Annotated in this window: 28 protein-coding genes and 1 pseudogene; 6 read left to right on the forward strand and 23 right to left on the reverse strand. The window is 37.8% G+C overall.

Features of this window, described 5'->3' with window-relative positions; all coding sequences use genetic code 11:
- Positions 1–410 precede the first annotated feature (410 nt).
- Positions 411–1,304 carry a YsnF/AvaK domain-containing protein gene (locus OR571_RS09330; RefSeq protein WP_282242535.1) on the forward strand — a complete coding sequence of 298 codons (894 nt, stop codon included), beginning with the start codon at positions 411–413 and terminating at the stop codon, positions 1,302–1,304.
- A 60-nt stretch (positions 1,305–1,364) separates the two neighbouring features.
- Here the strand turns inward: OR571_RS09330 and hpaB are convergent, their stop codons facing one another.
- A complete protein-coding gene (gene hpaB, locus OR571_RS09335; RefSeq protein ID WP_282242536.1) occupies positions 1,365–2,813 on the reverse strand; it encodes a 4-hydroxyphenylacetate 3-monooxygenase, oxygenase component in 1,449 nt (482 codons plus the stop codon).
- 291 nt (positions 2,814–3,104) lie between these two features.
- On the opposite strand from hpaB, the gene OR571_RS09340 reads away from it, so the two are divergent.
- The gene (locus tag OR571_RS09340; protein ID WP_282242537.1) at positions 3,105–3,764 is read left to right on the forward strand and encodes a Dph6-related ATP pyrophosphatase; all 660 of its coding nucleotides are present in this window, start codon (positions 3,105–3,107) and stop codon (positions 3,762–3,764) included.
- Between the two features lie 147 nt (positions 3,765–3,911).
- On the opposite strand, the gene OR571_RS09345 is transcribed toward OR571_RS09340, so the two are convergent.
- The 16 genes and pseudogenes from OR571_RS09345 to OR571_RS09420 all read right to left on the reverse strand — a co-directional run bounded on the left by OR571_RS09345 (position 3,912) and on the right by OR571_RS09420 (position 17,149).
- Positions 3,912–4,763 carry an ABC transporter permease subunit gene (locus OR571_RS09345; RefSeq protein WP_282242538.1) on the reverse strand — a complete coding sequence of 284 codons (852 nt, stop codon included), beginning with the start codon at positions 4,761–4,763 and terminating at the stop codon, positions 3,912–3,914.
- A complete protein-coding gene (phnE, locus tag OR571_RS09350) occupies positions 4,763–5,551 on the reverse strand; it encodes a phosphonate ABC transporter, permease protein PhnE (protein WP_282242539.1) in 789 nt (262 codons plus the stop codon). The genes OR571_RS09345 and phnE overlap by 1 nt, the downstream gene beginning before the upstream one ends.
- A 13-nt stretch (positions 5,552–5,564) precedes the next feature.
- A complete protein-coding gene (gene phnC / locus OR571_RS09355; RefSeq protein WP_282242540.1) occupies positions 5,565–6,338 on the reverse strand; it encodes a phosphonate ABC transporter ATP-binding protein in 774 nt (257 codons plus the stop codon).
- Between the two features lie 78 nt (positions 6,339–6,416).
- Entirely contained in the window at positions 6,417–7,457 is a 1,041-nt protein-coding gene (locus OR571_RS09360) for a PhnD/SsuA/transferrin family substrate-binding protein (protein ID WP_282242541.1), read from the reverse strand.
- A gap of 128 nt (positions 7,458–7,585) precedes the next feature.
- Positions 7,586–8,407, reverse strand: a complete 822-nt coding sequence (locus tag OR571_RS09365) for a PHP domain-containing protein (RefSeq protein ID WP_282242542.1) — start codon at positions 8,405–8,407, stop codon at positions 7,586–7,588.
- Positions 8,397–9,119 (reverse strand): phosphonate C-P lyase system protein PhnL, encoded by a 723-nt coding sequence (gene phnL, locus OR571_RS09370; protein ID WP_282242543.1) that lies wholly within the window; start codon positions 9,117–9,119, stop codon positions 8,397–8,399. Before phnL ends, OR571_RS09365 begins: the two co-directional genes overlap by 11 nt.
- Positions 9,120–9,139: 20 nt before the next feature.
- Positions 9,140–10,321 carry a phosphonate metabolism protein PhnM gene (phnM, locus tag OR571_RS09375; RefSeq protein WP_282242544.1) on the reverse strand — a complete coding sequence of 394 codons (1,182 nt, stop codon included), beginning with the start codon at positions 10,319–10,321 and terminating at the stop codon, positions 9,140–9,142.
- 14 nt (positions 10,322–10,335) lie between these two features.
- Complete coding sequence (locus OR571_RS09380; RefSeq protein ID WP_282242545.1) at positions 10,336–11,175, reverse strand: ATP-binding cassette domain-containing protein; 840 nt, start codon at positions 11,173–11,175, stop codon at positions 10,336–10,338.
- A pseudogene (locus OR571_RS09385) lies at positions 11,168–12,033 on the reverse strand (alpha-D-ribose 1-methylphosphonate 5-phosphate C-P-lyase PhnJ). The gene OR571_RS09380 and the pseudogene OR571_RS09385 overlap by 8 nt, the downstream one beginning before the upstream one ends.
- Complete coding sequence (locus OR571_RS09390; protein WP_282242546.1) at positions 12,023–13,138, reverse strand: carbon-phosphorus lyase complex subunit PhnI; 1,116 nt, start codon at positions 13,136–13,138, stop codon at positions 12,023–12,025. Before OR571_RS09390 ends, OR571_RS09385 begins: the two are co-directional and overlap by 11 nt.
- Complete coding sequence (phnH, locus tag OR571_RS09395; protein ID WP_282242547.1) at positions 13,138–13,734, reverse strand: phosphonate C-P lyase system protein PhnH; 597 nt, start codon at positions 13,732–13,734, stop codon at positions 13,138–13,140. The genes OR571_RS09390 and phnH overlap by 1 nt, the downstream gene beginning before the upstream one ends.
- A 19-nt stretch (positions 13,735–13,753) precedes the next feature.
- Entirely contained in the window at positions 13,754–14,176 is a 423-nt protein-coding gene (phnG, locus tag OR571_RS09400; RefSeq protein ID WP_282242548.1) for a phosphonate C-P lyase system protein PhnG, read from the reverse strand.
- Positions 14,177–14,731: 555 nt separating this feature from the next.
- Positions 14,732–15,436 carry a GntR family transcriptional regulator gene (locus OR571_RS09405; RefSeq protein WP_282242549.1) on the reverse strand — a complete coding sequence of 235 codons (705 nt, stop codon included), beginning with the start codon at positions 15,434–15,436 and terminating at the stop codon, positions 14,732–14,734.
- Positions 15,437–15,497: 61 nt separating this feature from the next.
- The gene (locus OR571_RS09410) at positions 15,498–15,836 is read right to left on the reverse strand and encodes a YrdB family protein (protein WP_282242550.1); all 339 of its coding nucleotides are present in this window, start codon (positions 15,834–15,836) and stop codon (positions 15,498–15,500) included.
- Between the two features lie 2 nt (positions 15,837–15,838).
- Positions 15,839–16,516: an MBL fold metallo-hydrolase gene (locus OR571_RS09415; protein ID WP_282242551.1), complete on the reverse strand. Its 678-nt coding sequence runs from the start codon at positions 16,514–16,516 to the stop codon at positions 15,839–15,841.
- A gap of 12 nt (positions 16,517–16,528) precedes the next feature.
- Positions 16,529–17,149, reverse strand: a complete 621-nt coding sequence (locus tag OR571_RS09420; protein ID WP_282242552.1) for a TetR/AcrR family transcriptional regulator — start codon at positions 17,147–17,149, stop codon at positions 16,529–16,531.
- Between the two features lie 90 nt (positions 17,150–17,239).
- Here OR571_RS09420 and OR571_RS09425 point away from each other — a divergent pair, with 90 nt between their 5' ends.
- Positions 17,240–17,362, forward strand: coding sequence for a hypothetical protein (locus OR571_RS09425; protein ID WP_282242553.1), 123 nt, complete (start codon positions 17,240–17,242; stop codon positions 17,360–17,362).
- Between the two features lie 67 nt (positions 17,363–17,429).
- Here OR571_RS09425 and OR571_RS09430 read toward each other — a convergent pair whose 3' ends face one another.
- The 3 genes from OR571_RS09430 to OR571_RS09440 all read right to left on the reverse strand — a co-directional run bounded on the left by OR571_RS09430 (position 17,430) and on the right by OR571_RS09440 (position 19,724).
- Positions 17,430–18,200, reverse strand: a complete 771-nt coding sequence (locus OR571_RS09430) for a sporulation protein (RefSeq protein WP_282242554.1) — start codon at positions 18,198–18,200, stop codon at positions 17,430–17,432.
- An 81-nt stretch (positions 18,201–18,281) separates the two neighbouring features.
- Positions 18,282–19,019, reverse strand: coding sequence for a hypothetical protein (locus tag OR571_RS09435; protein ID WP_282242555.1), 738 nt, complete (start codon positions 19,017–19,019; stop codon positions 18,282–18,284).
- On the reverse strand, positions 19,020–19,724 hold the full coding sequence (locus OR571_RS09440; protein ID WP_282242556.1) for a hypothetical protein: 705 nt from the start codon (positions 19,722–19,724) through the stop codon (positions 19,020–19,022).
- A 202-nt stretch (positions 19,725–19,926) separates the two neighbouring features.
- On the opposite strand from OR571_RS09440, the gene OR571_RS09445 reads away from it, so the two are divergent.
- Genes OR571_RS09445 through OR571_RS09455 form a run of 3 tightly spaced genes read left to right on the forward strand, consistent with a single transcriptional unit; the run spans position 19,927 to position 21,770 of the window.
- Positions 19,927–20,697 (forward strand): isocitrate lyase/PEP mutase family protein, encoded by a 771-nt coding sequence (locus tag OR571_RS09445; protein WP_282242557.1) that lies wholly within the window; start codon positions 19,927–19,929, stop codon positions 20,695–20,697.
- 30 nt (positions 20,698–20,727) lie between these two features.
- A complete protein-coding gene (locus OR571_RS09450; protein WP_282242558.1) occupies positions 20,728–21,285 on the forward strand; it encodes a bifunctional transcriptional activator/DNA repair enzyme AdaA in 558 nt (185 codons plus the stop codon).
- On the forward strand, positions 21,282–21,770 hold the full coding sequence (locus OR571_RS09455) for a methylated-DNA--[protein]-cysteine S-methyltransferase (protein ID WP_282242559.1): 489 nt from the start codon (positions 21,282–21,284) through the stop codon (positions 21,768–21,770). The genes OR571_RS09450 and OR571_RS09455 overlap by 4 nt, the downstream gene beginning before the upstream one ends.
- A gap of 43 nt (positions 21,771–21,813) precedes the next feature.
- On the opposite strand, the gene OR571_RS09460 is transcribed toward OR571_RS09455, so the two are convergent.
- The 3 genes from OR571_RS09460 to OR571_RS09470 all read right to left on the reverse strand — a co-directional run bounded on the left by OR571_RS09460 (position 21,814) and on the right by OR571_RS09470 (position 25,810).
- Positions 21,814–22,740, reverse strand: a complete 927-nt coding sequence (locus OR571_RS09460) for a DUF2971 domain-containing protein (RefSeq protein ID WP_282242560.1) — start codon at positions 22,738–22,740, stop codon at positions 21,814–21,816.
- A complete protein-coding gene (locus tag OR571_RS09465) occupies positions 22,730–24,766 on the reverse strand; it encodes a bifunctional diguanylate cyclase/phosphodiesterase (RefSeq protein WP_282242561.1) in 2,037 nt (678 codons plus the stop codon). The genes OR571_RS09460 and OR571_RS09465 overlap by 11 nt, the downstream gene beginning before the upstream one ends.
- Positions 24,767–25,051: 285 nt before the next feature.
- On the reverse strand, positions 25,052–25,810 hold the full coding sequence (locus tag OR571_RS09470; protein ID WP_282242562.1) for an SDR family oxidoreductase: 759 nt from the start codon (positions 25,808–25,810) through the stop codon (positions 25,052–25,054).
- Between the last annotated feature and the right edge of the window lie 111 nt (positions 25,811–25,921).

Here is a 25,921-nt window from a genome sequence, read left to right on the forward strand (position 1 = left end):
TGTTAATAGATTATGAAATAACAAAAAAGGAGGAAAGAAAATGATGAGTCCATTTGAGTTACCAGAGCAATTACCAGAAACATTGGAAGAGTTATTAAAGTTGTTATTACACACAGTTATTGCATAGGAGAGATTTAAATAAAAAATGTTAACCGGAAACATAAAGAAGTAGATATTTCTACTTGTTGTAGTAGAAATATCTACTTATTTGAACTTATTACATATAACTCTTTCGAAAATAAAATCTGCGCTTATCCTCTTCTCCCACCCTACTCTTCTCAATAATTCTCTTTTATTTGTTATATCCAATTTCAAATTCCTCCTTCTTTTTTGTTTCATCCAGAATTCAATTGGGTATTCTATAAAACAAGTAACATATCAAATCTTAAAATAATAGGAGGAACACTATAATGGCAGATAAAAAATATGTTGGATCATTCAGAACGGAAGAGGAAGTATTGCATAAGATTAAAGAGTTAAAAAATGAAGGTTATGTAGAAAATGATATTTATGTAGTTACCAATGATAAAGATTCTTTATCAATTGTTCGTGGTCAGACTGATGTGGATCTCGTATCAGCTGATGGAAACTGGTTAGACAAATTTATAGCCTTTATGAGCGGAGATGAACCTGTTCGTGCAGCATTCCATGACATGGGCTTTACAGAAGAGGAGTCACACCGATACTACAGCGATGTCAAAGATGGTTCTTTTTTACTTTACGTAGACAAGAATTATGGAACTATTTACGACGACAAAAATATTGATTTAGGCACAGGCGCAGGTTACGTTGGTACCAATATCGATTCTACCGATACGGCTTATGTGGGGGACAATTCCCAAGAAGAACATTTGCAGCTTCATGAGGAACGATTATCGATTGACAAAGAACGCCAACTGGCAGGTGAAGTAAACGTCGATAAATACGTTGTAGAAGAGCAAGAAACAGTGGAAGTTCCTGTTGAAAGAGAAGAAGTATACATCGAAAGACGCGCGGTCGATGCAGAGACTGCGGCTGGAGAAGTATTCGATGATGGCGAGAGTATTCATATTCCTGTCATGGAAGAACGCGTTGAAGTGACAAAACGCCCAGTGGTAAGTGAGGAAATTGTTGTAGGTAAGAAAAAAGTAAAAGATAGCGAGACGGTTAGCGAGACTGTTCGTCGTGAACAGGCAGATATCCACCGTACTGATGGGATTCCTAATGATCCAGATGCTATTTTAGAGAGAAATGCTTTGGATAATGACCCGTTAGAGGAAAATATATTAGGTGAAGATACATTAGATAGACGAAATAAGCTTTAATTGTTATTGGTAAGTCAACCAATGATGAAAATCCCAACCATTTAAAATGGTTGGGATTTCTTATTTCAAGGAGAATGCTTCAACTATTCCTTTCACTCGTTCCACATACGGCTCTTTATTATACGATTGATACAATTGACTAGAAAGTCGTATCGGATCACCAAAGAAAAAGCGTTCATACAACGTTTGGCGTGTGCCAAATGGACTCATAGTTAAATCCCAAGCTAGACGAAAAAGTTTGACACGATCTTCAGCATTTTCCCCTCTGGATTGTAGGTACTGGTCTAAATCCTTTCGTATAGACGACTGAAAAGCATGCTCTGTTGGAACAGTCATCAGTCCACTAGCACCTAACAGCTGAATGATTTCCGTAAATCTTGGATAAATACGTGGAAATATATTAATACCCACGAGTAGTGTTGTACTGTCTGGACGCATTACCCCCCATTCATCCAACTTTGCTTCTACTTCTGACTTGATGACTAATGCTTTCATCGTTTCAAGGCCCACTATAATCTCGGCAACTTTCTCCTGCACATGCTTGTATTCGGATATATTAATCGTGTTAATAATGGACTCTGCGATGCCTAATATAAATTCAGTTTTCACGATTTGCCTCGACACCACTTGATGCAATGCAAAGGCTTGAAAAGAGCTAGTTATTTGGAAGCTGTTCGCAACTGCTGAATTATCATAATAAAATACGCGCTCCCATGGCACCAGCACATTATCGAACACCACAATACTATCCATTTCTTCAAAGCGTGAGCTCAAAGGATAATTAAATACAGAGTCTCCACCTACAAATGATTCCCTACAGATAAATTTTAATCCTTTACTATTACTGGGGATGGAAAAAGCAAATCCACTCTCCTCATCCAAAATTCCTCCTGCAGAAAGGACCAAAATTTCGTCTGTGATTCCCCCTTGTGTCGCTAATAATTTTGCTCCTTTTACAACAATTCCTTCTGCGTTTCGCTCCACAATTTTCGCTACTATAGGCTCACTGTTTTTTTCAAAGTAAAATTGTGTCCTATTCACTTGTGGGTCGATAAAAGTATGTGTCATCGATAGATCGTGCTCGCGAGCATATTCATAGAATGCTAGCAAATGTTCAGGAAAGCAGTTTTTCTTACCTCTCAATAGCTCGGATGATGATGCTAGAGCCATTAAAGTCGTATTCATATAGTCCGGGCTTCTTCCCATAAGCCCATTAGTTGATTTTGCCCACTGTTGAATCATTTCTCTTCTTTTAACTAAATCCTTTTTGGTTTTAGGCTGAAAATAAGACATACCTACAAGTTCGCCAGTAGATGGCGATGGATAAGTCATAATCTCTTTTAACGAATCATCATGCTGTAAATCATACAAGGCTGCTTGGCTCTTCATAACTCCTTTAAATGCAGGATGCTCCGAAATATTACCTATCACTCGTTCACCATCTATCCATACTTCCGTTTTTAACTTATCAATCCTTTCGATGTATTGCTTTCCCGTAATCGTTGGCATACTTCCACTCCTCGATGGTACAAGCTGATTGTTTCGAACTTCCTTTGATGTATACTATTAATATTTGCCAATGATTGTTACAGAGGGTCAAGTAGGATGTTTTATTCGTATAGGAAGAAAACGATCCCTTAACCCATTTAGTTGTTCCTCTATGACTGCTTTCCTTAGTCTTGTAGTTGCTCTTTTTTCGAAATGGATTGCTCTCGACCATTTTATTCCACAGAAACAGAATCATCACTTGAAATCTTCTCAAGTAATCATGTACCTTAGTATAAAAGGGGTGTTTCTAGCATGCAAAATGCAAGTTTCGTAGCTTCATGGAGTGGTGGAAAAGATTCTGCATTGGCTTATTACCGAGCAGTACAATTAGGAATGACGCCGAAAAAAGTGCTGACGATGTTTGAGGAAGACGGGGAAATTTCTAAGTCGCATGCACTTCCATTAGAAGTCGTCCAAGCCCAAGTAGAGCGACTTGGCGTACCTTTATTAACAAAAGCAGCTAGTTGGGGTACATATGAGCATCAATTTACTAATGCAATGGATGCTTGCCGAGAAGAAGGAATTACACATGGGGTGTTTGGCGACATTGATCTGGAAGAACATTTAGAATGGGTGCAAAAGACATGTGCAAAGTCAGATATTGTAGCTGTTCATCCACTTTGGCAAATGACAAGAAAATCTGTTGTGTACGAGTTATTAGCTGAAGGGTTTGAAGCTTGGATCATTGTTGTAAACAAAAAGATGATGCCCGCTAAGTATGTTGGGAAAAAATTGACGCGAGAGTTTGTAGAGGAACTCGAGCTTGCTGGCATTGATGCTTGTGGAGAAAACGGTGAGTTTCACACGGTTATAGTGGATGGACCAATTTTTTCTTCTCGGGTTCCGGTTATTATTGGTGAGCCAGTGCATCGAGGAGATTATGTGTTTTCGCCAGTTTCACTTGAAGAATAAGTAAGTAGTTTAGCTGATTCTATTTGTGATGAGTTTTTTTGTCGCGTTAAGGATATCTTTACCTAAAATTATTGTTTTAACAAGAAAATAATTACATTCATCTTTGGTTAAAAAGGACTTTCCATAATCGGAAAGTCCTTTTCCTAATTATCTTACAGCCTTTGCTGGGAAATAGCGTTTTTTCAATTGAGTCGACATAATTTCCAACACAATCGCTAGTAATAAGATAATATAAGTGATTAACCCCACTTCTCTCATATCAAAGTAGAATCCGGAGGCCATAAACAGTTCAAATCCAATTCCTCCTGCTCCAGCTGCTGCTCCCATTGCAACAGCTACAGAAAAGTTAATCTCGAATCTCAGGAACGTCCAAGATAACAAATACGTAAAAGTAGAGGGTAAAACAGCGTGGGTGATAATATGCCACCAATTAGCCCCTGTTGCCGTCAATGCTTCTAAAATTCCTTTATCCACTTCCTCAAATGCCTCTGAAAATGCTTTGACCAAGTAAGCAATAGAATGAAAAAGCATCCCTAGTACAGCTGCTTCGCTTCCCAAACCTGCAGCAATCGCAAAAATTAGAACCCATAAAACAGTCGGTACTGCACGAATAAAAGCTACAACGATTCGTACAGTCTTAGATACCCAGAGATTAGATAAATTGGTTGCAGCCATTAGTGCTAGAAAAAATGCGATAACTGCTCCTAGAATCGTTGCTAGAAAAGCTAATCCTAAGGTAATCCCTACTTGATAAACGGCTTCTCCCCAAGTGAAATGGCTTAAAGCTGGCTCCAAAAACATTGTTTTTAAATTATAAGCCGTCTCGGGGATAGCTCTCGATATATCCAGTCCCGCATAATTGAAAAAGAAAAAAGCTAATATGGTAAGAAGGGTTAAAACGAATATTGTACCGGCCATGACTTGCTCTACCTTATTGCCTGATTTAATCGAAATACGACCATTTGCTCTCCGTTTTGCCAAGGTTGTAGTGGCTTCCATTATAAAATCACCTTCCGTATTCTGTTTGACATAAGTTCAATAATAATGACGGAGATGACGATGACGAAAGTAACTAGTGCTACTGCATTATAGTTAAGTGTCTTGTAATACAAGTCAAAGGAATACCCGATCCCCGTTCCTGTTAAAATGCCAACTAGTGTTGCGCTCCGGATATTTGTTTCAATCATAAACAAAATCCAACTGATCATTTGAGGTAGGCATTGAGGAATAACCGCTTTGAAGACGATTTGAAAATAAGTAGAACCTGTAGCTCGGAGCGCCTCCACCGCACTATGACTAGCTTCATCTATCGTTTCAATGAATGCTCTCGTTAGAAAACCTAAAGAACCTACAAATAAGGCCAAATATCCTGTCATCGAGTTTTGTCCAAAAGACAGAAGAAGTATTAAAGCCCAAGCGACCACCGGAATATTTCTTGCAACAGAAGCAATAAATCGAGCGAATACACCTAATACACTACTTGTACCAGTCGTTTTGGACCCCATTAACCCTAAAAATAATGAAAAGATTGTCGCTGTTGTTGTTGCTGCAATAGACATAAGAATCGTTTCGGCTAATTTCTCCAATATTTTAGGCAGTCTTTCCAGTGTTTCTGGTGTTATAGTCAAATTAGAAAATATCCATGTAATGGCATTCGGTAAAGTGGCAATCCCATGTATGATATTAAAATTTGTAATATCAGATGCTAAATAAGTAAATGTGATAATAATCGCTACCCAAATAATCGTTTGCCATTTTCGCTGGCTCCGCATTGCTTTTTCATTCACGTTTAGTTGCTCCTTACACAGTGACTAGCTTTCTAGTCTCTACTGTTTTTGTCCTATAGATTTCGTCTGTATGAGCAGAAGTTAGCATAAAGCTCGGACCGTCAAATACCACGGTACCTTTACTTAAACCAATAATTCGATCTGAATAACTACAAGCGATTTCTACTTGATGGAGGTTGACGATGCACGCAATATTTAGTTCTTTTGTGATTGATTTTAAGTAGTCCATAATGATTTCAGAAGAATTGGGATCTAGTGAAGCAATTGGTTCATCGCAGAGCACCAACTTTGGTTCTTGAATTAGGGAACGAGCAATACCAACTCGTTGCTGTTGTCCTCCACTTAACTGATCACATCTTTTATATGCATGATCTGCAATGCCTAACTTTTCTAATAGAAAAAATGCATGTTCTTTTTCAAGCTCCGTAAATCGGTTAAATACACCTTGTAAGGTTGTTTTGTAGCCCAAACGACCATGTAATACATTTTCAATAACGGAAAGCCGCGGCACGAGATTATAATGTTGAAAAATCATCCCTATATTTGTGCGCATTTTACGTAGTTCCTGTTTGTTCAAACTTCCAACATCAACCCCATCAAAAATAACATTCCCTTCATCAATTTCAACCATTCGATTAACGCATCGTAAGAGTGTCGATTTTCCTGCTCCAGATAGACCGATAATCGAAACGAACTCACCAGCTTCTACTTCAAAACTAACACCCTTTAATACTCTCGTTTGCGCATTATAAGACTTACCTAGGTTTTTCACTTCAACTAACGTCACGCTTTTACCCTCCTTTTTGTAAATTGGAGCATGCACGTTAATACATGCATGCTCCAATTGTCCTTAAATATCGTTGATTTAGTTAGAAAGCTCACGGATTGGATCGAACCATGCATCTTCTACTTCTGCGAATCTTTCATTTTCTGTTTTGAAAAATAATCCTGGTTCTCCAGAGTCTTTTGGAACGAAGATTTTCTCATTGTTTGCAATCTCATCCGAAGAGAATAATTCTTTTAATGTATCATAATCCTCTTGTCCTAAAGCATCTAAGTTCGCTGCGAATGGCGCGTTTAATACTGGTGTAACCGACATTAAGATAAATTCTTTTCCAGTTACTGTGTTAAATGGTTCAGCTGCATCGTCTTTTACTTTGTATACGGATCCTACTTTATTTTCTTCTCCTTCTATAACTTCTACATAGTTTCCTACGCAAGTGTCACAGAAAGCTGCTACTTCTGAATTGTTACTTAATAAATTTACCGCTGACCCTTGGTGTGAATTTCCGAATAATACTTGTGAGAATAGCGGTCCACCTTCCATTAGATCTTCTGGTACTAAATCTTCAAAGCCCGATTTTTCGGCATAGAATCCGATAATCGATGAGGATGGGACGACAAATCCTGAAGTTGAACTATTGGAAACGAAAGACATACTTTTTTGTTCTAATGTTTCTAATGAAAATTCCCCGTCTACTTTAAAATCATCTTGTGCATCTACATTTACCGCTAACCAGCTATGGTACAATGCATCATCTAATGTACCGGATGCACCAGTAGGAACTACTAAAGGTTGTATTGCATCGTTTCCATTTTTTGCTTCTATATATCCTTGTGCTCCCATAAAAGCAAGGTCAGCATTATCATTGACCAATGTTTCAATGGCAATCGCATAATCTGTTGTTAATTGGTGCTCCACTGTTTTGCCTGTTGCTTCTTCAATTACTCGACCGATTTCATCACGGGAAGATTTCATATCTGTTCCAGACTCATTTGGGTACCAAGCAATTTTAATCACGTCATCCACTTTTGCATCTTTAGCTCCAGCTGTTCCTTCTGAGCATGCTGATAATAATAGAGCAACTACTAAAAACAGGCTAATTCCAAACCAACTTTTCTTCATTACTAATTCTCCTTTTCGCTAAATAAAATGGCATTGCAATGTTGTAGCTCACCTTACTTTTATATTGAACCACATTACTTTTTACAATTGTGGAAATTTACAGTAACTTTATAAAGGATTAACCTTATTTACACCATTTTTTTATAACTTTTAAGAAGATTTGAAGGACTAGTAATCTCACCAACTTCGATGGTCGCTCCGTATGCGCCGTGAAAATCTGTGCCACCTGTCATAACCAGTCCATATTGCTCAGCTAAGGCCTCTACTTTTTGGTGATCGCTAGCAGTATGATCTGGATGATTTCGCTCGATTCCCCCTAAACCATATGGTACAAGCTTGGGAATCAAGTCATAGGAATCTAGCTGACCGGGATGGGCCACTACAGCAAGTCCCCCATCTGCTACAATTGCTTTTACAGCATCCACCGCATCGATATAGACAATGTCCCCTGATGCCACCCCTTTGCCCTTAAATAAGCTTTTATATAATTGCTTATATGAAAGAGATGTATAATCAGCTTCCGTTAAATGACGCATAATATGCTGCTTGTAAATCGTCTCAGAAGGCTTAGCAGTTTCTATTATTTTCTCTACATCCAGTTCGTATCCCGCTTTTTGAATTTGTTTTATTTGCCATAGAGAATGGGTCTGGCGCCGTTTGAGTAAATCATCACATATCGAACGAATATGTACTGCTTCGGGGTCATAATTATAGCCGAGTATATGTACTTTTCGCTCTCTTTTGAAGTCATACGCAGAGATTTCTATACCTGGTATGACTTCAATCCCGTGTTTTTCACCGATCGTACATATTTTAGTTAGCCCTTTAACTGTATCGTGATCGACAAAGCTAATTTGGGTAACGGCTCGCTCCTTTGCAAGCTTCATTATAGTTTCGACGGTTTCAGAGCCGTCTGAGTAGCTACTATGAACATGTAAATCAGCTTTCATGACTTACTACTTCTTGCGTTATCGTTAGTTGTCTTGTTTGCATGTCATATACTTTGTCGCATAGACCGTCCATAAATTCGATATCGTGGAAAATCCCAACTAAAGTTGTACCTTGTTTTTTTAATTTCTCGATGATTTCTCGAACTTTTATTTTGGATTGTTGGTCTAGGCTCGCGGTTGGTTCATCTAATAGTAATAATCTAGGCTTTTTCACGGTTGCCATCGCGATATTCAATCGCAGTTTTTCTCCACCTGAAAATGTATTTGGATAACTGTCCCATAGTTTCGGGTCTAACTCAAAATGAGCTAATGCTTTTTCTGCTTCTCCCCGTGCAACAGCTTCCGACTCACCCATTTCTAACAATGCGTTCGTTACGAGTTGACGACAGGTCGTTCTAGGCATGACACTTAAAAACTGTGATACATAGCCAATCTCATATTTTCTCAAATACAGCATTTGTCTTTCCGAGATCTGCGCCAAATCAATTTCTCCAAAGCGTTCGGAGTCGTACATAATTTTCCCTTCGTCCGGTAAATATGTTCGATAGATACTCTTTAGTATGGTGGACTTACCGCTACCACTCTTACCGACAATTCCGATGAATTCTCCAGCTTCCAATGATAGATTGATATTTTGGATAGCGGGCATCGTTTTTCCTAAATGATGAATGGTGAATCGCTTGCCAAAATCCACAATTTCTAGTATCGCCATGTGGCTATCTCCTCGTTTCATTATTTAATTCGGTAATTGGTTGTCGTGATTAAAACACCATTGACCATTGTTGCAGTTAGCATCGGGTATCCATCTTCCATTCGTTCAATCACAAGAAGGTCAGCTTTTTTTCCGACCTTTATCGAACCTAGTTCTTCATCCATGCGCACTGCTTTTGCAGGATTTAGTGTGACCATCATAAACATTTTGTGTAAATCATTGCCGTGCTTTTCATGAAGTTCAAAGATAGCGTGTAGTAGCGCAGCAGGATAGTAATCGCTGCACAGAATATCCACACAATCTTGCGAAATGGCTGCTGCTGCAGATAAATTGCCTGAGTGGGAGCCACCAAGCAACACATTTGGTGCACCTGCAATCGTATGTAAGCCAATTTCCTTTGCTTTTTTTGCAACATCAAGTGTTATCGGAAACTCACTAATCGTCGTTCCAAATGACTGCACTAGTTCCAATTTTTTTATGTCATCATCGTCATGAGAGGCAACCGCAATCCCTTTAGATAAAGCTATATCCGCGACTTCCTTCATCTTTTCAATCGTTAAAAACTCTGTGCTTTGTCGTTCGGCTATGAGCACATTTACATCATCATCTGAAATATTGCGATACCCTTTTAATGTTTCACGATACACCTCTAAGTTCCGGTATTGTCCTTGACCTGGAGTGTGATCCATAAAGGATAGTAAATGCACCTTTCCGTCCTCAATATTTTGGACAAGACTGTCTACTTCATCAATATTGTCTATTTCAAATCGTGCATGTAATCGATGGCGTATTAAATGCAATTCACTGTGTGTAGCATCTATTGCATCTACCATACGTTGAATATTCTTTGGATTTCGCATCGGTTTATGGGTAAACACGTCTTCTTTGTAAAAAGAAAGCGAATGGAACATCGTTGTAATACCATGACTGATCAATATTTTCTCCGCTTCTCTTAAACTAATATTGAAGTCCATCATGCTTGTAGGTCTTGGGGATGCAACCGTTTCGATATAATCTGAATGGATATCGATAAATCCTGGTGAAATATATCCACCTCGTGCATCTATTAGCTCCACATTAGGATAAGCTGACACTTCTTCCTGAGGGATAATCGCTTCAATAATCTCTCCCACAACTACGACTGCTTTTCCTTCAATAATTCCCTCTTCTGTTATAACTTTTCCATTATGAATAATATACAAAGTGGTCGCTCCTCCTAAAGTAATGAATAGACTAATTGTTGTGTGTACTCATGTTGTGGGTCTTCTAACACTTGATCTGTTAAACCTTCTTCAATAATTTTTCCGTTCAGCAAAACAATGGTGCGGTCTGCGAGCATACGAATAACAGCTAAATCATGTGATACAACAATCATGCTAATTCCTAAATCACGTTGTATTACTTTGATCAAATCGAGTACATTTGCTTGTACAGATAAATCTAGACCGGTCGTTACTTCATCCAAAAATAATATTGGCGGATTGTTTGATAATGCTTTCGCAATTTGAACACGTTGTTGCATTCCACCGGAGAAGTTCCTAGGCTCTTCTTTCATTCGGTGCAATGGGATATGCACGTTTTCTAGTAGCTTTTTGCTTGTCGCTTCCATTTGCCCAACATTTTTGTTGCCCGCTGCAATTAGTTTCTCTGCAATATTACCGACAGAAGAAAAGTTCATCTTCAAACCTTGCACTGGATTTTGATAAACCATGCCATAAACATGATTTCGGATAAAACGCTTTTGTTGCGCTGACATTTCAAATATATTTTTTCCTACCAAGTCGGGTGTATGGATATATGCCTCTCCTGATGAAACTTCACTATCAAAATATAAACATTGCATCATCGTTGATTTTCCGCTTCCACTCTCTCCGACAATCCCTAATACTTCACCAGGGTACAAGTCGAATGAAATATCCTGGCAAGCATACAAGGTGCCACAACTTTTGCAAAAGTTTTTCACTAGCTTTCTAGTTTCCTTCTGCCGACACTCTATACAGCCTGTACCGAATTGCTTCTGTAGATTTCTAACTTCTAATATTGGCTCTTCATACATAGCTCTTTTGGGCCTCCTCTTCCACTTTTTTATTCAACTGATCCATACAGAAACTTGTATCATTACATTGATGAATAGTTTCTCCTGTTTGGGGATCGATTAGTTCATCTAAAAAGACATCCGTGGAATTGCATAAATGACAATGCTTATCTTCAAAAGCTTCTACCGTAAATGGGTAATCTTCAAAAGCAAGAGATTCTACTTTTGTATAAGGGGTACCGCATAAATTTTCTTTTCTCTTCCTGCCCCAAGCAGGATTAAAGCTTCCGATTCGTGCAGTTTGGAGTTATCAAATCGCGGAATCGGACTAGGTGCCATCACATAACGATCATTCACATAAACCGGATGATCTGCCGCAGTTGCTGTCTTGCCATATTTCATGATTTGTTCAAATAGCATGAGCCAAGCGCCGCTATAATCATTTTCTGCATGCATTGTCTTTGTCTTAAGCTCGCTTGCTTCCACTGGGCGAAGTGGTTCTGGCATTGGAACCTGTAAGACAATTATTTGATCTTTGGTTAGTGCGACTTCTGGTATGCGGTGCCTCGATTGGATGAGGCTAGCTTCTTCTGTTTGTTCCGTTAGCTCTATACCGGTCGTATCATGGACTAGTTTTTTTATACTAACGGCATTTACTGATTCATCTGCTCCTTGGTCGATCACTTTCAACACATCTGATTTTCCAATGATGGAAAGAGTGATTTGCAAACCACCTGTCCCCCAGCCTCTTGCAATCGGCATCTCTCTAGAAGCGAATGGCACTTGGTAACCAGGAATTGCTACAGCTTTTATGATGGCACGACGAATTTCTTTTTTTGAACCTTCATCGAAAAAAGCAAAATGCGTATTAGTTTTCAACTTCCTGCACCTCTTTCTTCACTTGGCGTACACTGTCTAGCTTCGATTGGAACGTTACATAATGCGGTAATTTCAAATGGGAAATAAACCCTGTCGACTCCACGGAATCGATATGCAATAAAACAAATTCCTCATCATGTGTTGGAAAATCAGCTTCTGGGTGCTCTAGACATTGATCCAAAATACTCATCGCAATGGCCTTTGTTTCGTTTTGCCCATAGCAAATGCCATAACCAATTTCAAATTGCAGTTCATATTCGTTGTTGGCATTTTTCACTTGTGTCGGGACAAATGACTCCACTTCCGTTACTTTAATATCTCCAATATAAAAATCATCCTCTATATCATGCTCCATTTCATTTGGATGCCCTACATAAATAGGGACAGCACCAACGCGCACTTCCCCAACGGTCGGATGCACTTGCCCATAACCTCTAAGTGAAGCATATCCTAACGATGTGACGGCACCTGTTTGCCCTCTTGTCATCACTTGCAGTCGCTCACTTCTAGTGGAAGGAAATTGTAAACTTTGTTTCGTAATATCTTTAGGAGCCGTGTTATTTCCTTCGTAATTTTCAAAAAGCCCTTCTTCGCGTAAATAATCCACTACTTTAGGGAAATATTTCACTTCATCGAAAGCATCTACTTTCTGCAATTCTGTTTGGTAGTTTTGCAACCAACGCTGAATGCTTTCCGAGCTTTCATTTATTAGATCAAAATCTAATAAACGATGCGTATAATCATAGGTTGCACCTAATAATTGACCACCTGGTATATCTTTAAAACTTGCGGAAATACGACGCTCGACAAGCATAGTCTCCGGTTCCACCGTCTTACTATAATAAGGACGAGGCAATGTAGAACGATGTGCTCTCATAAGGAAAACGGCTTCTTCCATACTACCTTCCGCTTGCTTAATCGCTATCGCGGCTAAGAAAGGTGAGTATAAGCTACTTTCGGACATTACTTGATCAATCATCCCACGCATGGTGGACATAATAGTTTGAATTTCTATTGTTTCATTACCTTTTAAACGCTCGTATTTTAAACGCTTAATAGAAGCATCTATTGCTTCCGTGCCACCTTTTACTGGAACGTAACCCATTAGCTCACCTCCGTAATTTCTACTGTAGTTGTGCGTGGAATACAGACAACTTGGGCATTCTCATCTGTGAAAATCAAGTCAATGCCTAGTGGATATTCCTTTGTTCGTTCGTTTCTTGCTTGCCATAATAGTGGGCTTAAACTTGTATGTAGCCTAGCTTCATGTTGAATGCCAGGACCCGTTAATGTTAGTTCCCCTGAATTGGACAAGATAGAACTTTCCATAATCCATATAGAGGAATGTTGTGGATCAATAAGCGTGCCATTTTTACACTCCAAAAAAGCATGTTGAATGGATTCCTCGGTATCTTCCTGCAAAACAATGATAAAATCCGCTTCGTTAATCGGTGCATATTTTGAGGATGTGTATGCAGAGATTTTATCTATTAAGCGTTGTTGGGTTGAAGAAAGAATATGAAACGTCACTTCCGCATCCAAAAATGTCATTGCACTTAAGAACGTTGCATGGAAGCAAGACAGGTCAAAATCTACTTTCTTCGCATTATCAGCTAGCGAAGAAATGGTGCCTGGCCGCGACATACTATGCAATATTTTTCTATATACTTGCTGCAAATCATGTACTTGATCGATAGCCATACTATCCCTCCTTTTTTCGTTAAACTTCCATTGTTTCAAAGCTTACTTTCGTTTTGAAAAGCTCTGCTTGTTTTTTTGCACGTTCTTTTGTGTTTTGTTTTTCCGCTTCAATAAGCTGGCCTCGCCACGTGATTGTTTCTGGTAATTCTGCTTTATATGCTGCATCTATTATTGCGAGTTGTTTGGCAAGTTCCTCTTCCATGCCTACAACGATTCCTATTCCGATGCAATTATTTATCTCTACTTTTGCTTCTGTAATAAGGACTTCCCCTATATAAAATAAGGATTTTTTAGCGGATTCACGCATTTTAATCATCGTTAATCCATATTGCGGTTCTGAGATTTCTTTGCATTCATATGCATCTATTATTGTTGCCGATAGCTTTTTTGCTAATTGGCCATTTTCTTGTATGAGAATTTCCGTGCGTCTTCTTCTTTTCATCTTGTTGAATCCTCCTTTGCAAGTTCATCTTAACTTGTCGCCAAGTTGTTGTGTTTTAAGGTATCGTAAATGTTTGTAAATTTTCTTAATAATTGGACTTGCATCAATCTTTATGCTTATGCTCATGGAAAAACGAGCATATTTAAAGGGTAGTTTTTGCTGTATAGGAATGTGTTTCGTAAGGAGAGATGAAGTGTCCGCCACACTAAATCCCTCAAGTTATGAAGTTACACAATAAAAATTCCTGATAAATGGCTAAGGGAGACCAAACAGTTGATGAGAGCAACTAGTAGCAGTCTGATAGCAACCAAATCGTCCCTAAGAGCAACTAACTTCTCATTCGACAAGTTAACTTGGAGTGAATCGGAAAGGATTTTGAGTGTTTTTTTATAAACGTTGCGCAAATGTCCCAAAATGTTGCGCGTATGAAGCGGAATGTTGCGCATATGCACTTCAACGTTGCGAGTATGGCTGGAAACGTTGCGCATTTATATTTCCCTGCAATTGGTACAAAAAAACAGGCAAAGGACACTTTCATCCTTTACCTGTTTTTGGTCAATCCATCGTAATATCATATTTAAATTTGTCGCTTCGATACAGTATTTTCGTATGCTCAAGCACTTTGTTTGAAGCTACATCGATGCAATCACTTTCCACAACTATGAGCGGTACCATACTTTTACAAGCGAGCAATTGTTGTTCGGCGGAAGTCGGAAATGTAATACTTAACAAGCTTTTTTTACTGGCAAATTCGTTGTAGCCAAGCTTTCGATAGTAAGCAAACATCGACTCGATTTTTGGACCATCTTCTGCGATATCTGGGAACATTTTATTACTCACATAGGAATTATGGATGGCAATTGGTTCCCCGTTAATATAACGGATTCTGCCTATCTTGTAGACATTCTCCCTTTTGCTTGCGTTTATATTTTGAAAGAGTTGTTCATTATACGAAATTTTTTCGCATTGGATATTTTCTGTTTTTAAATCATATCCTGCTTCTTTCATTTTATCTGTAAAACTCGTTTTTCCGGTTAGATGTAATTGGATTTGAGTCGATGCTTCTTTTAAATAACGACCTTTTCCTTGCACCGAGTAAATGTATCCGCGTTCTTCTAGTTTTGTCAGAGCATTTCTAACCGTCATTCTTGGCACTTTATATTTGGTGGTGAGTTCGTTTTCAGAAGGCAGTTTTTCTCCATGCTTCATTGTTTTTGAAACGATTCTATGCATGATGTCGTCGATAATTTGTGTTTCCATATCCGCTGAAATAAGAATCTCCTCCCTATGGATGATATCTTTTATTCTACTATTGGTTGTATCAATCTTCTATCGTATACATCAATATCATCTCTATTAAAACAACCACTCCAAATATAATGGCAAGTTTGCTTTTATCGGAGAAATGTAAAGCTGCTACGGCCAGAGCAAATATAATAGATTGAAGAAGGATTGTTAAAGGAATGGATACGGGAATAGAAGCCTTTGGAGCAATGAAAGTCCCCCAAAAAATAGCTACTAACAGGGGTGTACCCAATCCAAGTAAACTACTTATAAGCCATCCACGATTCATATGAAAACCCCAATAGGAAAAGGCCGCAAGTGCACCTAATTCCATTAGAAAAAACAGACCAAAAACCGTATAATGAACAAGTTGCACGATTATATCCCTCCGTGTTTTTTCTCTGCTTTTCGAACATATTCTTCTAATTGTTCAGCAGGGTTAAACACCGAGCAACCATGACATACCTCTAGTCGTTTTGGTTTTAGTTTTTCTACAATGGTAGCACTTTTCACCGCTTCCTCCAGGAAAGGAGTGAACATAGGAGGTTGTAACTTTCCCTTTTTAGAATTAAAAAGATCACCACCCAACAACACTTGATCCTTTTCATGATAATACACGACATGACCTGGAGAATGACCTGGTGTTAGATATGGCCTTAGTCCGCCTACAGATTTCAAGTTTCCAATATCATCTTCAGAAAGAGGCTGCGTTAGCTGTTTAGGCAGGTTATGTTCCAGTTTCTTTCGTTTGGGATATAACACTTCACCTTCTAAATAGGGAATTTCAATACGATGTGCATATACCGGTACTTCATTTTCAGCTAAGATACCTTTTACCGATCCCACATGATCGGAATGACCATGTGTTAAAAGGATTCGATTTAAAGATCCTGCGTTAAGTTGGTTCATAAATTTCTTAATTCCTTTTGCCATGAATGGCATCCCAGCGTCTACTAATGTGACCCCGTCGTCATCCAAAACTACCCACACATGAATAGGAACTATCATCCACTTTTTTAAGCTCCAAATATGTTCAGAAACCTTCTCCACTTTCATTGTCATGTCCCCTTATTTTATTTTTTCTTTGAAGCCCAATAAAAGAATTTCAATGGCGAGGTCAAACGTTGGTGTCAATCGTTCCATTAATACATCGAGTGGTTCATGTTGATAGGAATAAGTACTTAAAACGCCATTTAACTGATAATAATAAATTCGGGAAATAGCCAACAGCTGTTCATCGTTTGCAATCGGAAGGCATTCCTGCATAACTGATTTCATTAATGCAAAAATCTCCAAGCGTAGTTTGTTAATTTCTAGTTCTGGTGCTTCTACATCTACTCTTGTAGATTTTGCGTTGAAAAAGATATCGTACATATTGCGATTATTCAAGCAAAAGTAAACATATTCACGGCTAATGTCCTTTAGCCTTTCCTCTGCTGATACAGTCTTTACTGTAGAAATCTCTTGCAGCTTTTTGTATAACTCCTGCAAAGATGGCATGGAAAGCTGATGCAGCAATTCGTCCTTATCTTTGAAATAAAGATAAATCGTTGTATGTGAACAACCCGCATCCTTTGCAATTTCTCGTATAGTTACTGCATCATATCCTTTGTTAGCAAATAGTTGCCCCGCTGATTGCAGGATTTGCTTTTTTGTTTCTTCCGAACGTTTCTCTTGTTTATTTTTCATATAATCACTTCCTCCCCACTAAACTAACCAATGGTCATATTATAACCATTGGTTAGTTTAGTGTCAATTCGGTAAACGGTGGGCTTTTAATTGGAATTGGTCATGATAGTTGTAAAATTAGTAGTTTTAGTTGTAATTGCGAAGGATTTAGTTGTAAAATCGATGTGTTTAGTTGTAAAAGGATATATTAACCAGTATTTTCTTTTGCATTGATATTTAAGCACTCAAAAACCCAGAAACATTTACTAGTTTCTGGGTTTATCTCTCATCTAGGTATTTCTTAAAGGTGGTTTGAGATTATTTGTTTCAGTTTCTCTTGTAAATTCGGTAAATCTTGCGTAGTGATGGTCATTCTAATATGACTCTCGTCCATTTCAAAAGCTTCTGCTAGAAAACTTCCTATGCCCCGTACTTTTCGGTCCACTTGCATAAGTATTTCTGCTGATTGTTCGGACTGTGCCAAAAATACAATTTCCAATTCATCTAGTCTCCCTCTATACGGGCCGCTCGTTGGAATAAATTCAAATTCTTGAACAAATGGATAGTTTTTGCGCATTCTTTTAGAAGCCTGCTCACATTCCGCTTTCCTTAATTGGAAGCCAAGTTGTTGAACTTCTTCTAGAATTTGTTTTGCTAGTTTAGAAGGTTTAACCTCAATATAATCTTTATCTCCAGGATCTGCTGCATTTTTTATATCAAGTCCTGTACTCACCCATACTTGTGTCTTTCCAATGGTGATAGGTGTATCAACTGGAAGCTCGATAGAAAATGGAATTACTTTCGTTTCATTTGATTTAATAATAAAGGGTTCATTGATCTTAAGCTTTTTCACAGGTGCTACTTCTGTATATTTTTTATCATCTGATTCTCGAATGTAAGTTGTGTATACAGTTAAATGGATAGAGTCAATTTGTTGATCGATATTTCCTCCGTAGACTTCCACTTCGCCACTCATCATTTCGCCAGCGACATACGTTGATCTTTCAAGCTTTGTATCTACTTTGGCCCCCCCTACTCCGAAACTCGCCAGTACTTTATTAAAAAAAGACATCTATAAATCCTCCCTCTAACCTTTTATAAATTTATATACGCACTTCGCAAATCAAAGGTTTCAAGAAAAGTTTACAATCCTTTATGGATACTCAAGTTCTGATTCATTCACCAACATGACATTTTCAATACCTACACTGTTATTCAAGATGGAACTATTACCCGTAGAACGTTCTGGATAAATAATAGTATCTGATCTATCAAAAGTATTCCATCCAAAATACATAGGTTGAAACGGTTGGAAAAAGAGATCTGGTTGCTTTGCTTCATTCAACTTGTTCCATTCATCTATAACGGAAATCCACTCAGTATCCAATTGTATGCTTCCATACGTTTTTTCTGAAAATGAAATCTTTCTTTCCAGTTGAACCGCTGGGTCGTAATGATGAACATCCCCCAAGATATGGTAACCTCTTTGTTTAATAGCATATAGTTTCATATAACTAATTTGGTCATTAGAAGGAAAATTCCATACAAAATGATAAGTAGCGGAATCTTTACTATTAATTTTCCATAATCGCAGGTCACCGGTTGTATCAATTTCTTCGACCTTCCATTTCCGATGTTTCCAGACCCAGAAGCTTAAACCATAATTGTTTTCTTGTGAAATATAAGGAACAAATACATGCTGTTTATCAAGATACACTACATCTTGAATGACATCTGCATGCGCTTCCGCATAAAAACTATTCATCTCCTTCAATAACTTATCATCCATTGGAAAAGCATGAGGCTTCGTAAAATTAAACAAATAAAATATAACGATTGTCAGCAATAACATAGCTAGCCCTATCGAAATCACCAATCTTCTCTCCGTCACTTATTTTCCCTCCTCTAATAAGGATTGGTCGGAATGAAAATAAAATTGCTTTTTCGGGGTTACCACTAAGAGACCTTTTCCATCGCCTTCTATATATACATTAGTAATGAGTCCGCTTCCCCATTTAGGTGAAGTATTTATAAGCATATATGGAAAACGTTCACTTCTTTTGTTTGCCTCTGTATTCATATAAGTCTCGTTATACCATTTGTCACTAAAGAATTGTTTTTCTTTTAAATTATGTATTTGTTTTAATAGGTCTTCTTTGATTAGTGAGGTTTCTTTTGCTGATGGATGAATGGCAATAATCGATGCACTTTCTACGTTTGATATATATGTCTTCATTTCATTTTCAGGGTAAACGAAGTGATTGATAGGTATAGCGATTAATGTTGTACTTAAGAAAATGAAATTAGCCCAAAAGCCTAGCCATGCAAAAGGTCGATACTTTTTCCAACATCCTTCTTTTCTTTTTAAAATGGCATACAAAATCCATACGCCAAGTGGTAGAATCGCAATTTGAATGAGTGTATCAAATACATTCCATTTAATCGAAAAAGAAAAGAGACCTATTAAGATGACTATAATTATTTTCCAAGCTTTTGGGTGCTCCACTTGTTTTTTATAAATCCGAAATGCCAGTGTACCAATGACTATCCAAGCCAATATGGATGTTGCTACTTCTATGATGTTTCCGTTCCACAAGAATATCATCCCCCTCATTTCCTTAAATTCTACAAAACTTCCAATATTACCTTCAAGGCTTATATAAAAAGGGCTACCATCGAATATTCCCAATAGTAACTTCAATGAAAACAAGTTATCACTCCTATCAGACCATAAGCGCAAGAAAAAGGACGAAAACAGTACTTCTAACTTGCTAATATGAATCTAAGGAGGTTTTATTATGAATAAAATTCAAAGATTCAATAAGCTCCATCAATCTACCGAGCCATTATTTTTAGGCAATGCATGGGATTTATTATCTGCTTTAACTTTAGAAAAGGCGGGCTTCCAAGCAATCGGAACGACTAGTTGGGGAGTGGCGAATTCACTTGGTTTAAAAGACGGAGAACTTATCGACTTCGCTCGACATTTACAGATCATCCAAACAATCACTGAGCACGTCACTGTTCCGGTATCTGCAGACATAGAAAGTGGTTATGGCGAATCTATAGAAGCAATTGTGCAAAATGTTTTAAGGACAGCTGACGTTGGAGTGGTGGGGATAAATATAGAGGATTCGTTTAAAACACTAAATGGTTTAAGAGATATCTCTTTGCATGCAAAGCTTTTATTTGAAATTAGAAATACTTTAGAGCATAGCGGCTTCAAAGATTTCTTTATCAATGCTCGAACAGATACGTATCTCCAAAAGGAAAATCCTCTATTGGAAACAATAGAAAGAGGAAAGACATATGTGGATAGTGGAGCAAGTGGAATTTTCGTTCCTGGTGTGACGTCGGATGAGGATATCGCAGAAATTTCATCGAAGATAAAAGCCCCGCTAAATGTTTTATCTTTACCTGGCCTAACTAATTGTAATAAGCTTAAGGAATTAGGAGTGCGACGATTTAGCTTTGGAAATGCATTATCGGACAAAGTCATTGCCTTTATGGAAATGAATACCGCTCAATTATTTGCATTAAAAGATACAACACATTTGTATGAAGATTAAACTAGAAAGGACAGGAAGTTGTATGCCATTATGATCAATCTTACATTTGAAGAAAAGTGGGAAAAAATTATTGCTTGTGACCAGACATATGATGGATTATTTTATACCGCTGTGAAAACAACAAGAATCTATTGTCGTCCTTCCTGTCGTTCTAGAAAACCAAAGAAACAAAATGTAGAGTTTTATCTGGACAAAGAAAAAGTAGAAGAGGATGGATTTCGTGCTTGTAAAAGGTGCAAACCAGAAGTGGATCAGTCTCCCAACACACAATTTGTTCAAAGTGTTATTACGTTCTTGATCAATCATTCAAATGAAAAAGTTGTGTTGCAAGATATTGCAAATCATGTTGGAGTAAGTACTTATTATTTGGACCGTCTTTTCAAACAAGAGACCTCTGAAACACCACGTATGTATTTAGAAAAAGTAAGAATTGATAAAGCAGCACATTTGTTGAAACATACAAACAAAACGAATTTAGAAGTTTGTTATGAAGTTGGTTTTCAAAGTGCATCCAACTTTTATAAAGTATTTTTTCGTTTGAAAAATTGTACTCCAAGTGAGTACCGACAGAAGGAGACCGTTATATGAGTAAACTTTTTCAATTAGATTATCCAACTCCTATTGGGGTTTTGGAAATCGTCGGTTCGGATAAAGCAGTCCATTCTATCCTGTTTGCAGAGCAAGATGTTGTAGTATACCCATTAACAGGGGAAACTCCTATGGCGCTAAAAGAATGTTACGTTCAGATGGATGAATATTTTAAAGGTGAACGGCGGGAGTTTTCATTTCCTTCCATTAGCATCGGTACAGAATTTCAAAAAAGTGTATGGCATGCCTTAACAACTATTCCTTATGGGGAAACTGGATCTTATAAAGACATTGCACTAAGCATCGGAAATGAAAAAGCCATTCGTGCAGTAGGAAGTGCAAACGGCAAAAACAAGCTAAGTATCGTAATTCCTTGCCACCGGATTATCGGTTCTGACGGAAAACTAACTGGATATGCAGGTGGCTTGTGGAGAAAAGAATGGCTACTTGCACATGAAAAAGGTATTACTAGACTTCCAATATGATTGGGGGTCTTTTTTCTTTGATTTTGTTGCTGATTTTTTCACTTTATCGGTATGGAATATGAGATATCTTAATAGGAACGGTTGGGTATCCAACGTTTTTTAAGTAATAGTTAAGGCTTCTTGCTGTGAACTCGTTTGTTCCAGAAGGCCCTACTGTTATTTGCTTAATCGGGAGTTTGTTATCGTTTTGCGTCATTTTGTTATGTGTCAACAATTCAATATAAGGCAAGATAATATTATCGCGGGCACGAAATTTTAGTTCGTGCTGATAGGGCATGCTTTTGGAGTTTGTTACGATGATACGCCATTCTTTCTCTTCAGAAAACGTGGAATGCTTAAAGAGTGGTAAGAAGTACCCGATTGTTCTAGCTACTTCTTTCGGTGTATATGCTTGTTTTGTGGTATTCATTTCTCTGCTAACTAATGCGATTTCAATAATGCGATGGATAATTTGCTGTTGTAGCTGATGATTATAGATGACTTTTCGTGGAAAGAAGTTTTCTTCACTCAGATGAAAAGAGACGTCAAAAAGAGCAGCATAGTCAAAGCCTATCGATACACCATATTTACTTCGGCTGTATCCTCGCCATTGACTTAGCAAATCTTCACTTTCACAAAAAGACACGACAAAAATATCCGTATCTTGCTCCTCTAGAATCGTAAATACTTCCTCTAAATAGATGCGTCTTGGATTTTCTTTTGGAAATTCTTGTATTAAATTTTCTACAATTGCCTCACATATTTCCAGGCCATGGCTATACTCTTTGGAATCATTCATAAATTTTATATGGGAAGCCCAAAATGTCTTATTGCTTATAATCCCTTGGGCTCCTTCTAGATCTGTGTAATGATACAACGCTGTTATATCTTTCGTAAAATGAGATTTGAATTCTTTACTAATGTATGGAATAAGTGATTTAGAATTGACTTGAGGACTGTTCATTTCTATTTCAAACTGATCATTCGACATCTTTATTCCTCCATCCTTTTAATTCTTCCGGTATCATCGGCTTTGCAAAATAATAGCCCTGGATGATTGGATCCTTACATGTTGCAACTAGAAACTCTACTTGCTCCTTGGTTTCAACCCCTTCAAATACAACTGCTAAGTCTAATGATTCTCCTAGTCTTATAATTGCTTGAATGATCGAAGAGTCCTTTTGAGAATGTGGTATTTCATCGATAAACGACTTGTCGATTTTTAGGGTGGAGATCGGCATCTGCTTTAAATAAGATAACGAGGAGACACCAGTCCCGAAATCATCTAATGCGACCGAGAAGCCTTCTTGACGAAGAACACTTACAGCTCGCATCGCTTCTGCAATATTTTTCACGAATGTTGTTTCTGTAATTTCTAGCTCTAACTGTGCCGGTCTTATATCATAATCATTTAACGTCTGCTTTAATACATCTAATAACCTCGGAGAAGTAACATATTGACCTGGAATGTTGATGGCTACTTGTCCAAAAGGAATTCCTTCAACATTCCAGATGGAAATTTGGCGACAAACAAGTTTGATAATCCAATCTGTGACGTCTTTCATTCGATCATGATTTTCTAAGATTGGAATAAATATACCTGGGGAAAGCATTCCATAAACAGGATGATTCCATCTCAGTAATGTTTCGACACCCATGATTTCATATGTTTGCATACTAACTTTAGGTTGATATACAAGATATAGCTCACCTTTAAGCATTGCGTCGAACACGTCATCAGCAATCTCCCTTTCAAACGTATACGTGTGAATAGAGGGGTCATACATAACCACTTCATGGTTGTATTGAACGGATGGATGATTTAAAACACTTAATGCATTTGTATATATACTTGATGCTTCCTCATAATTATATGCTTTTGAAATGGCACAGGTCGCTTGAAGAGTCACTTCCTGATTTTGAATGAAAAATGGCTGACGAAGTAATTCCGCTACTTTCTCCATCTCTTCTTGCATTTGCTTTTCTTCATACATATCCCTTGTCAAGAAAGCAAAACGATTACCTTCTATTCGGTATAGGTCTACCATTTTGGAGGTGGACAGCTCTAACACCTCGGCCACCCATTGAATCACCTCATCGCCAAACTGATAATCGTACTCTCTATTCACTTTTTCTAAATCATGTAAATGCCAAATAGCTAAATGTTCTGGAAATATCGGTTTTCTTAGCTTTTGTTCAAATAAACGGCGATTCGGTAATTTAGTTAACACATCAAAATAGTTGGCCCTGTATTCTACATAACGATCTACCAAGCTGGAAAATAGTAAGGTTCCTAGTAAAACAATCATTCCAATAGCTACACTTATTGCAACTCCATTCATGTCCATCATATGCATATGCATAGAACTTGGAATAAAATCTTTAGGAACATAAAAAGTAATAGCTGCCATTCCCGTATAATGCATCGAGGAAACAGCAAGTCCCATGATGATAGCTGTTATAAGCTGAATAAATCGATTCACAACAAAACGACGAAAACCTGAAAATATATATATTGCTATAACGGAAACGATTATCGCAATAACAATAGATGCTATAAATAAACTCCTATCGTATGTATATAATAGATCCATCTCCATTGCATACATTCCTAAGTAATGCATGGAAGATATGCCTATTCCCATTACACTACCTGCCAATATATACGTCCAATAAGTTCTGTTCGAACGACTAGCAATATAAAATGCTATAAAAGAAGCTAGCATTGCAGGAATAACAGATACGATCGTTAGCGATTTATGGTAATGCATTTCAACCGGCAACGAATAAGCACTCATTCCTATAAAATGCATGGACCAAATGCCAAAACCCATCGCTATTGAGGCAAGGGCGAGCCAAAAGTTACGATGAAAAAAACTATTTTTATATGCACGTTCATTCATTGATAATGCAGTATAGGAAGCAATAACTGACATAATAATGGATAATGCTACTATAGGAATCGAATACTCTCCATTTAACTCGATTAAATTGCTACTGGAAGGATTTTTAAACAAGTTTCCACTCTTCTCCGCGTATATTTTTCTCTTAAAAATATAACATGTAATGGCCTCTTTATAGTTATATAGTATGTGACAAAAAAAGCAAACTACTAAAAAAGTATCCTCTTTTAGTAGTTTATAAACCTTTTTTACTATCACCAAGAAATATGGGCTCTTCCAGCCTTCTTTTATAACATCAGATATCAACAGTATGATCCAATTACCTAAAGAGATTAGTCGCTCACAACTCTAAAAAAAGACCTTTCTCCATTATCGAGAAAGATCGTTTCAATCCATCTATTAATATGCTGTCCAGCCAGCATCCGCAGTTATGACGGTTCCATTCACAAAACTAGACTCATCGGACGCAAGGAATAGTGCAACCTTTGCAATCTCTTCTGCTTTGCCTGTTCGCGGATTTAGTGCAAGTCCTGCTTGTGTGCGTCCAATACCAAATGCATTAATATTCGTCATAGATGTACCAATATTTGTTTCTACACCACCGGGTGCAATTGCATTACATCTAATTCCTTGTGGTGCGTACATAAATCCTGTGTTTTTCGTAAAACCAATTACGGCATGCTTTGAAGCCGTGTAGGTTGCTCCTGCACGTGCACCATATAACCCACCAGCAGATGCAACATTCACAATAACACCTTGCTGCTTTTCTAAGAATATTGGCATCACTTTTCTTGTTGCACGCATGACACTCGTTGTATTCACAGCAAATACTAGCTCCCATTTATCGTCCTCAATATCACCGGCAGGCTCAAAGTTGTCCATAATACCCGCATTGTTTACAAGAATATCAACAGTTCCATATGTGTTGACTGTTGTATCAATAAGATTTTGAATATCCTCTTCTTTTGCAACGTTTGCTACAACAGCGATTGCTTCTCCTCCGCTTGCTGTGATTTCTTCTGCCGTTTCTTTTGCAGATGCTTCATTTAAATCAGAAACTACTACTTTTGCTCCTTCTTTCCCGTAAAGAGTAGCAATTGCTTTTCCCATACCTGACCCTGCTCCCGTTATAACAGCGACCTTCTGTTGAAGTCTCATTCTCTTCTACACCCTTTCTTTTTGCACTTATTTATCAGTTCTATTGAACAGATGTGCAATAAGTTCTTACTACATATAGTATAATGAATCTACACTCAGCCGTTCAATCAG

The organism is Psychrobacillus sp. NEAU-3TGS (assembly GCF_029955155.1).
In the GTDB taxonomy this organism is placed as follows: domain Bacteria; phylum Bacillota; class Bacilli; order Bacillales_A; family Planococcaceae; genus Psychrobacillus.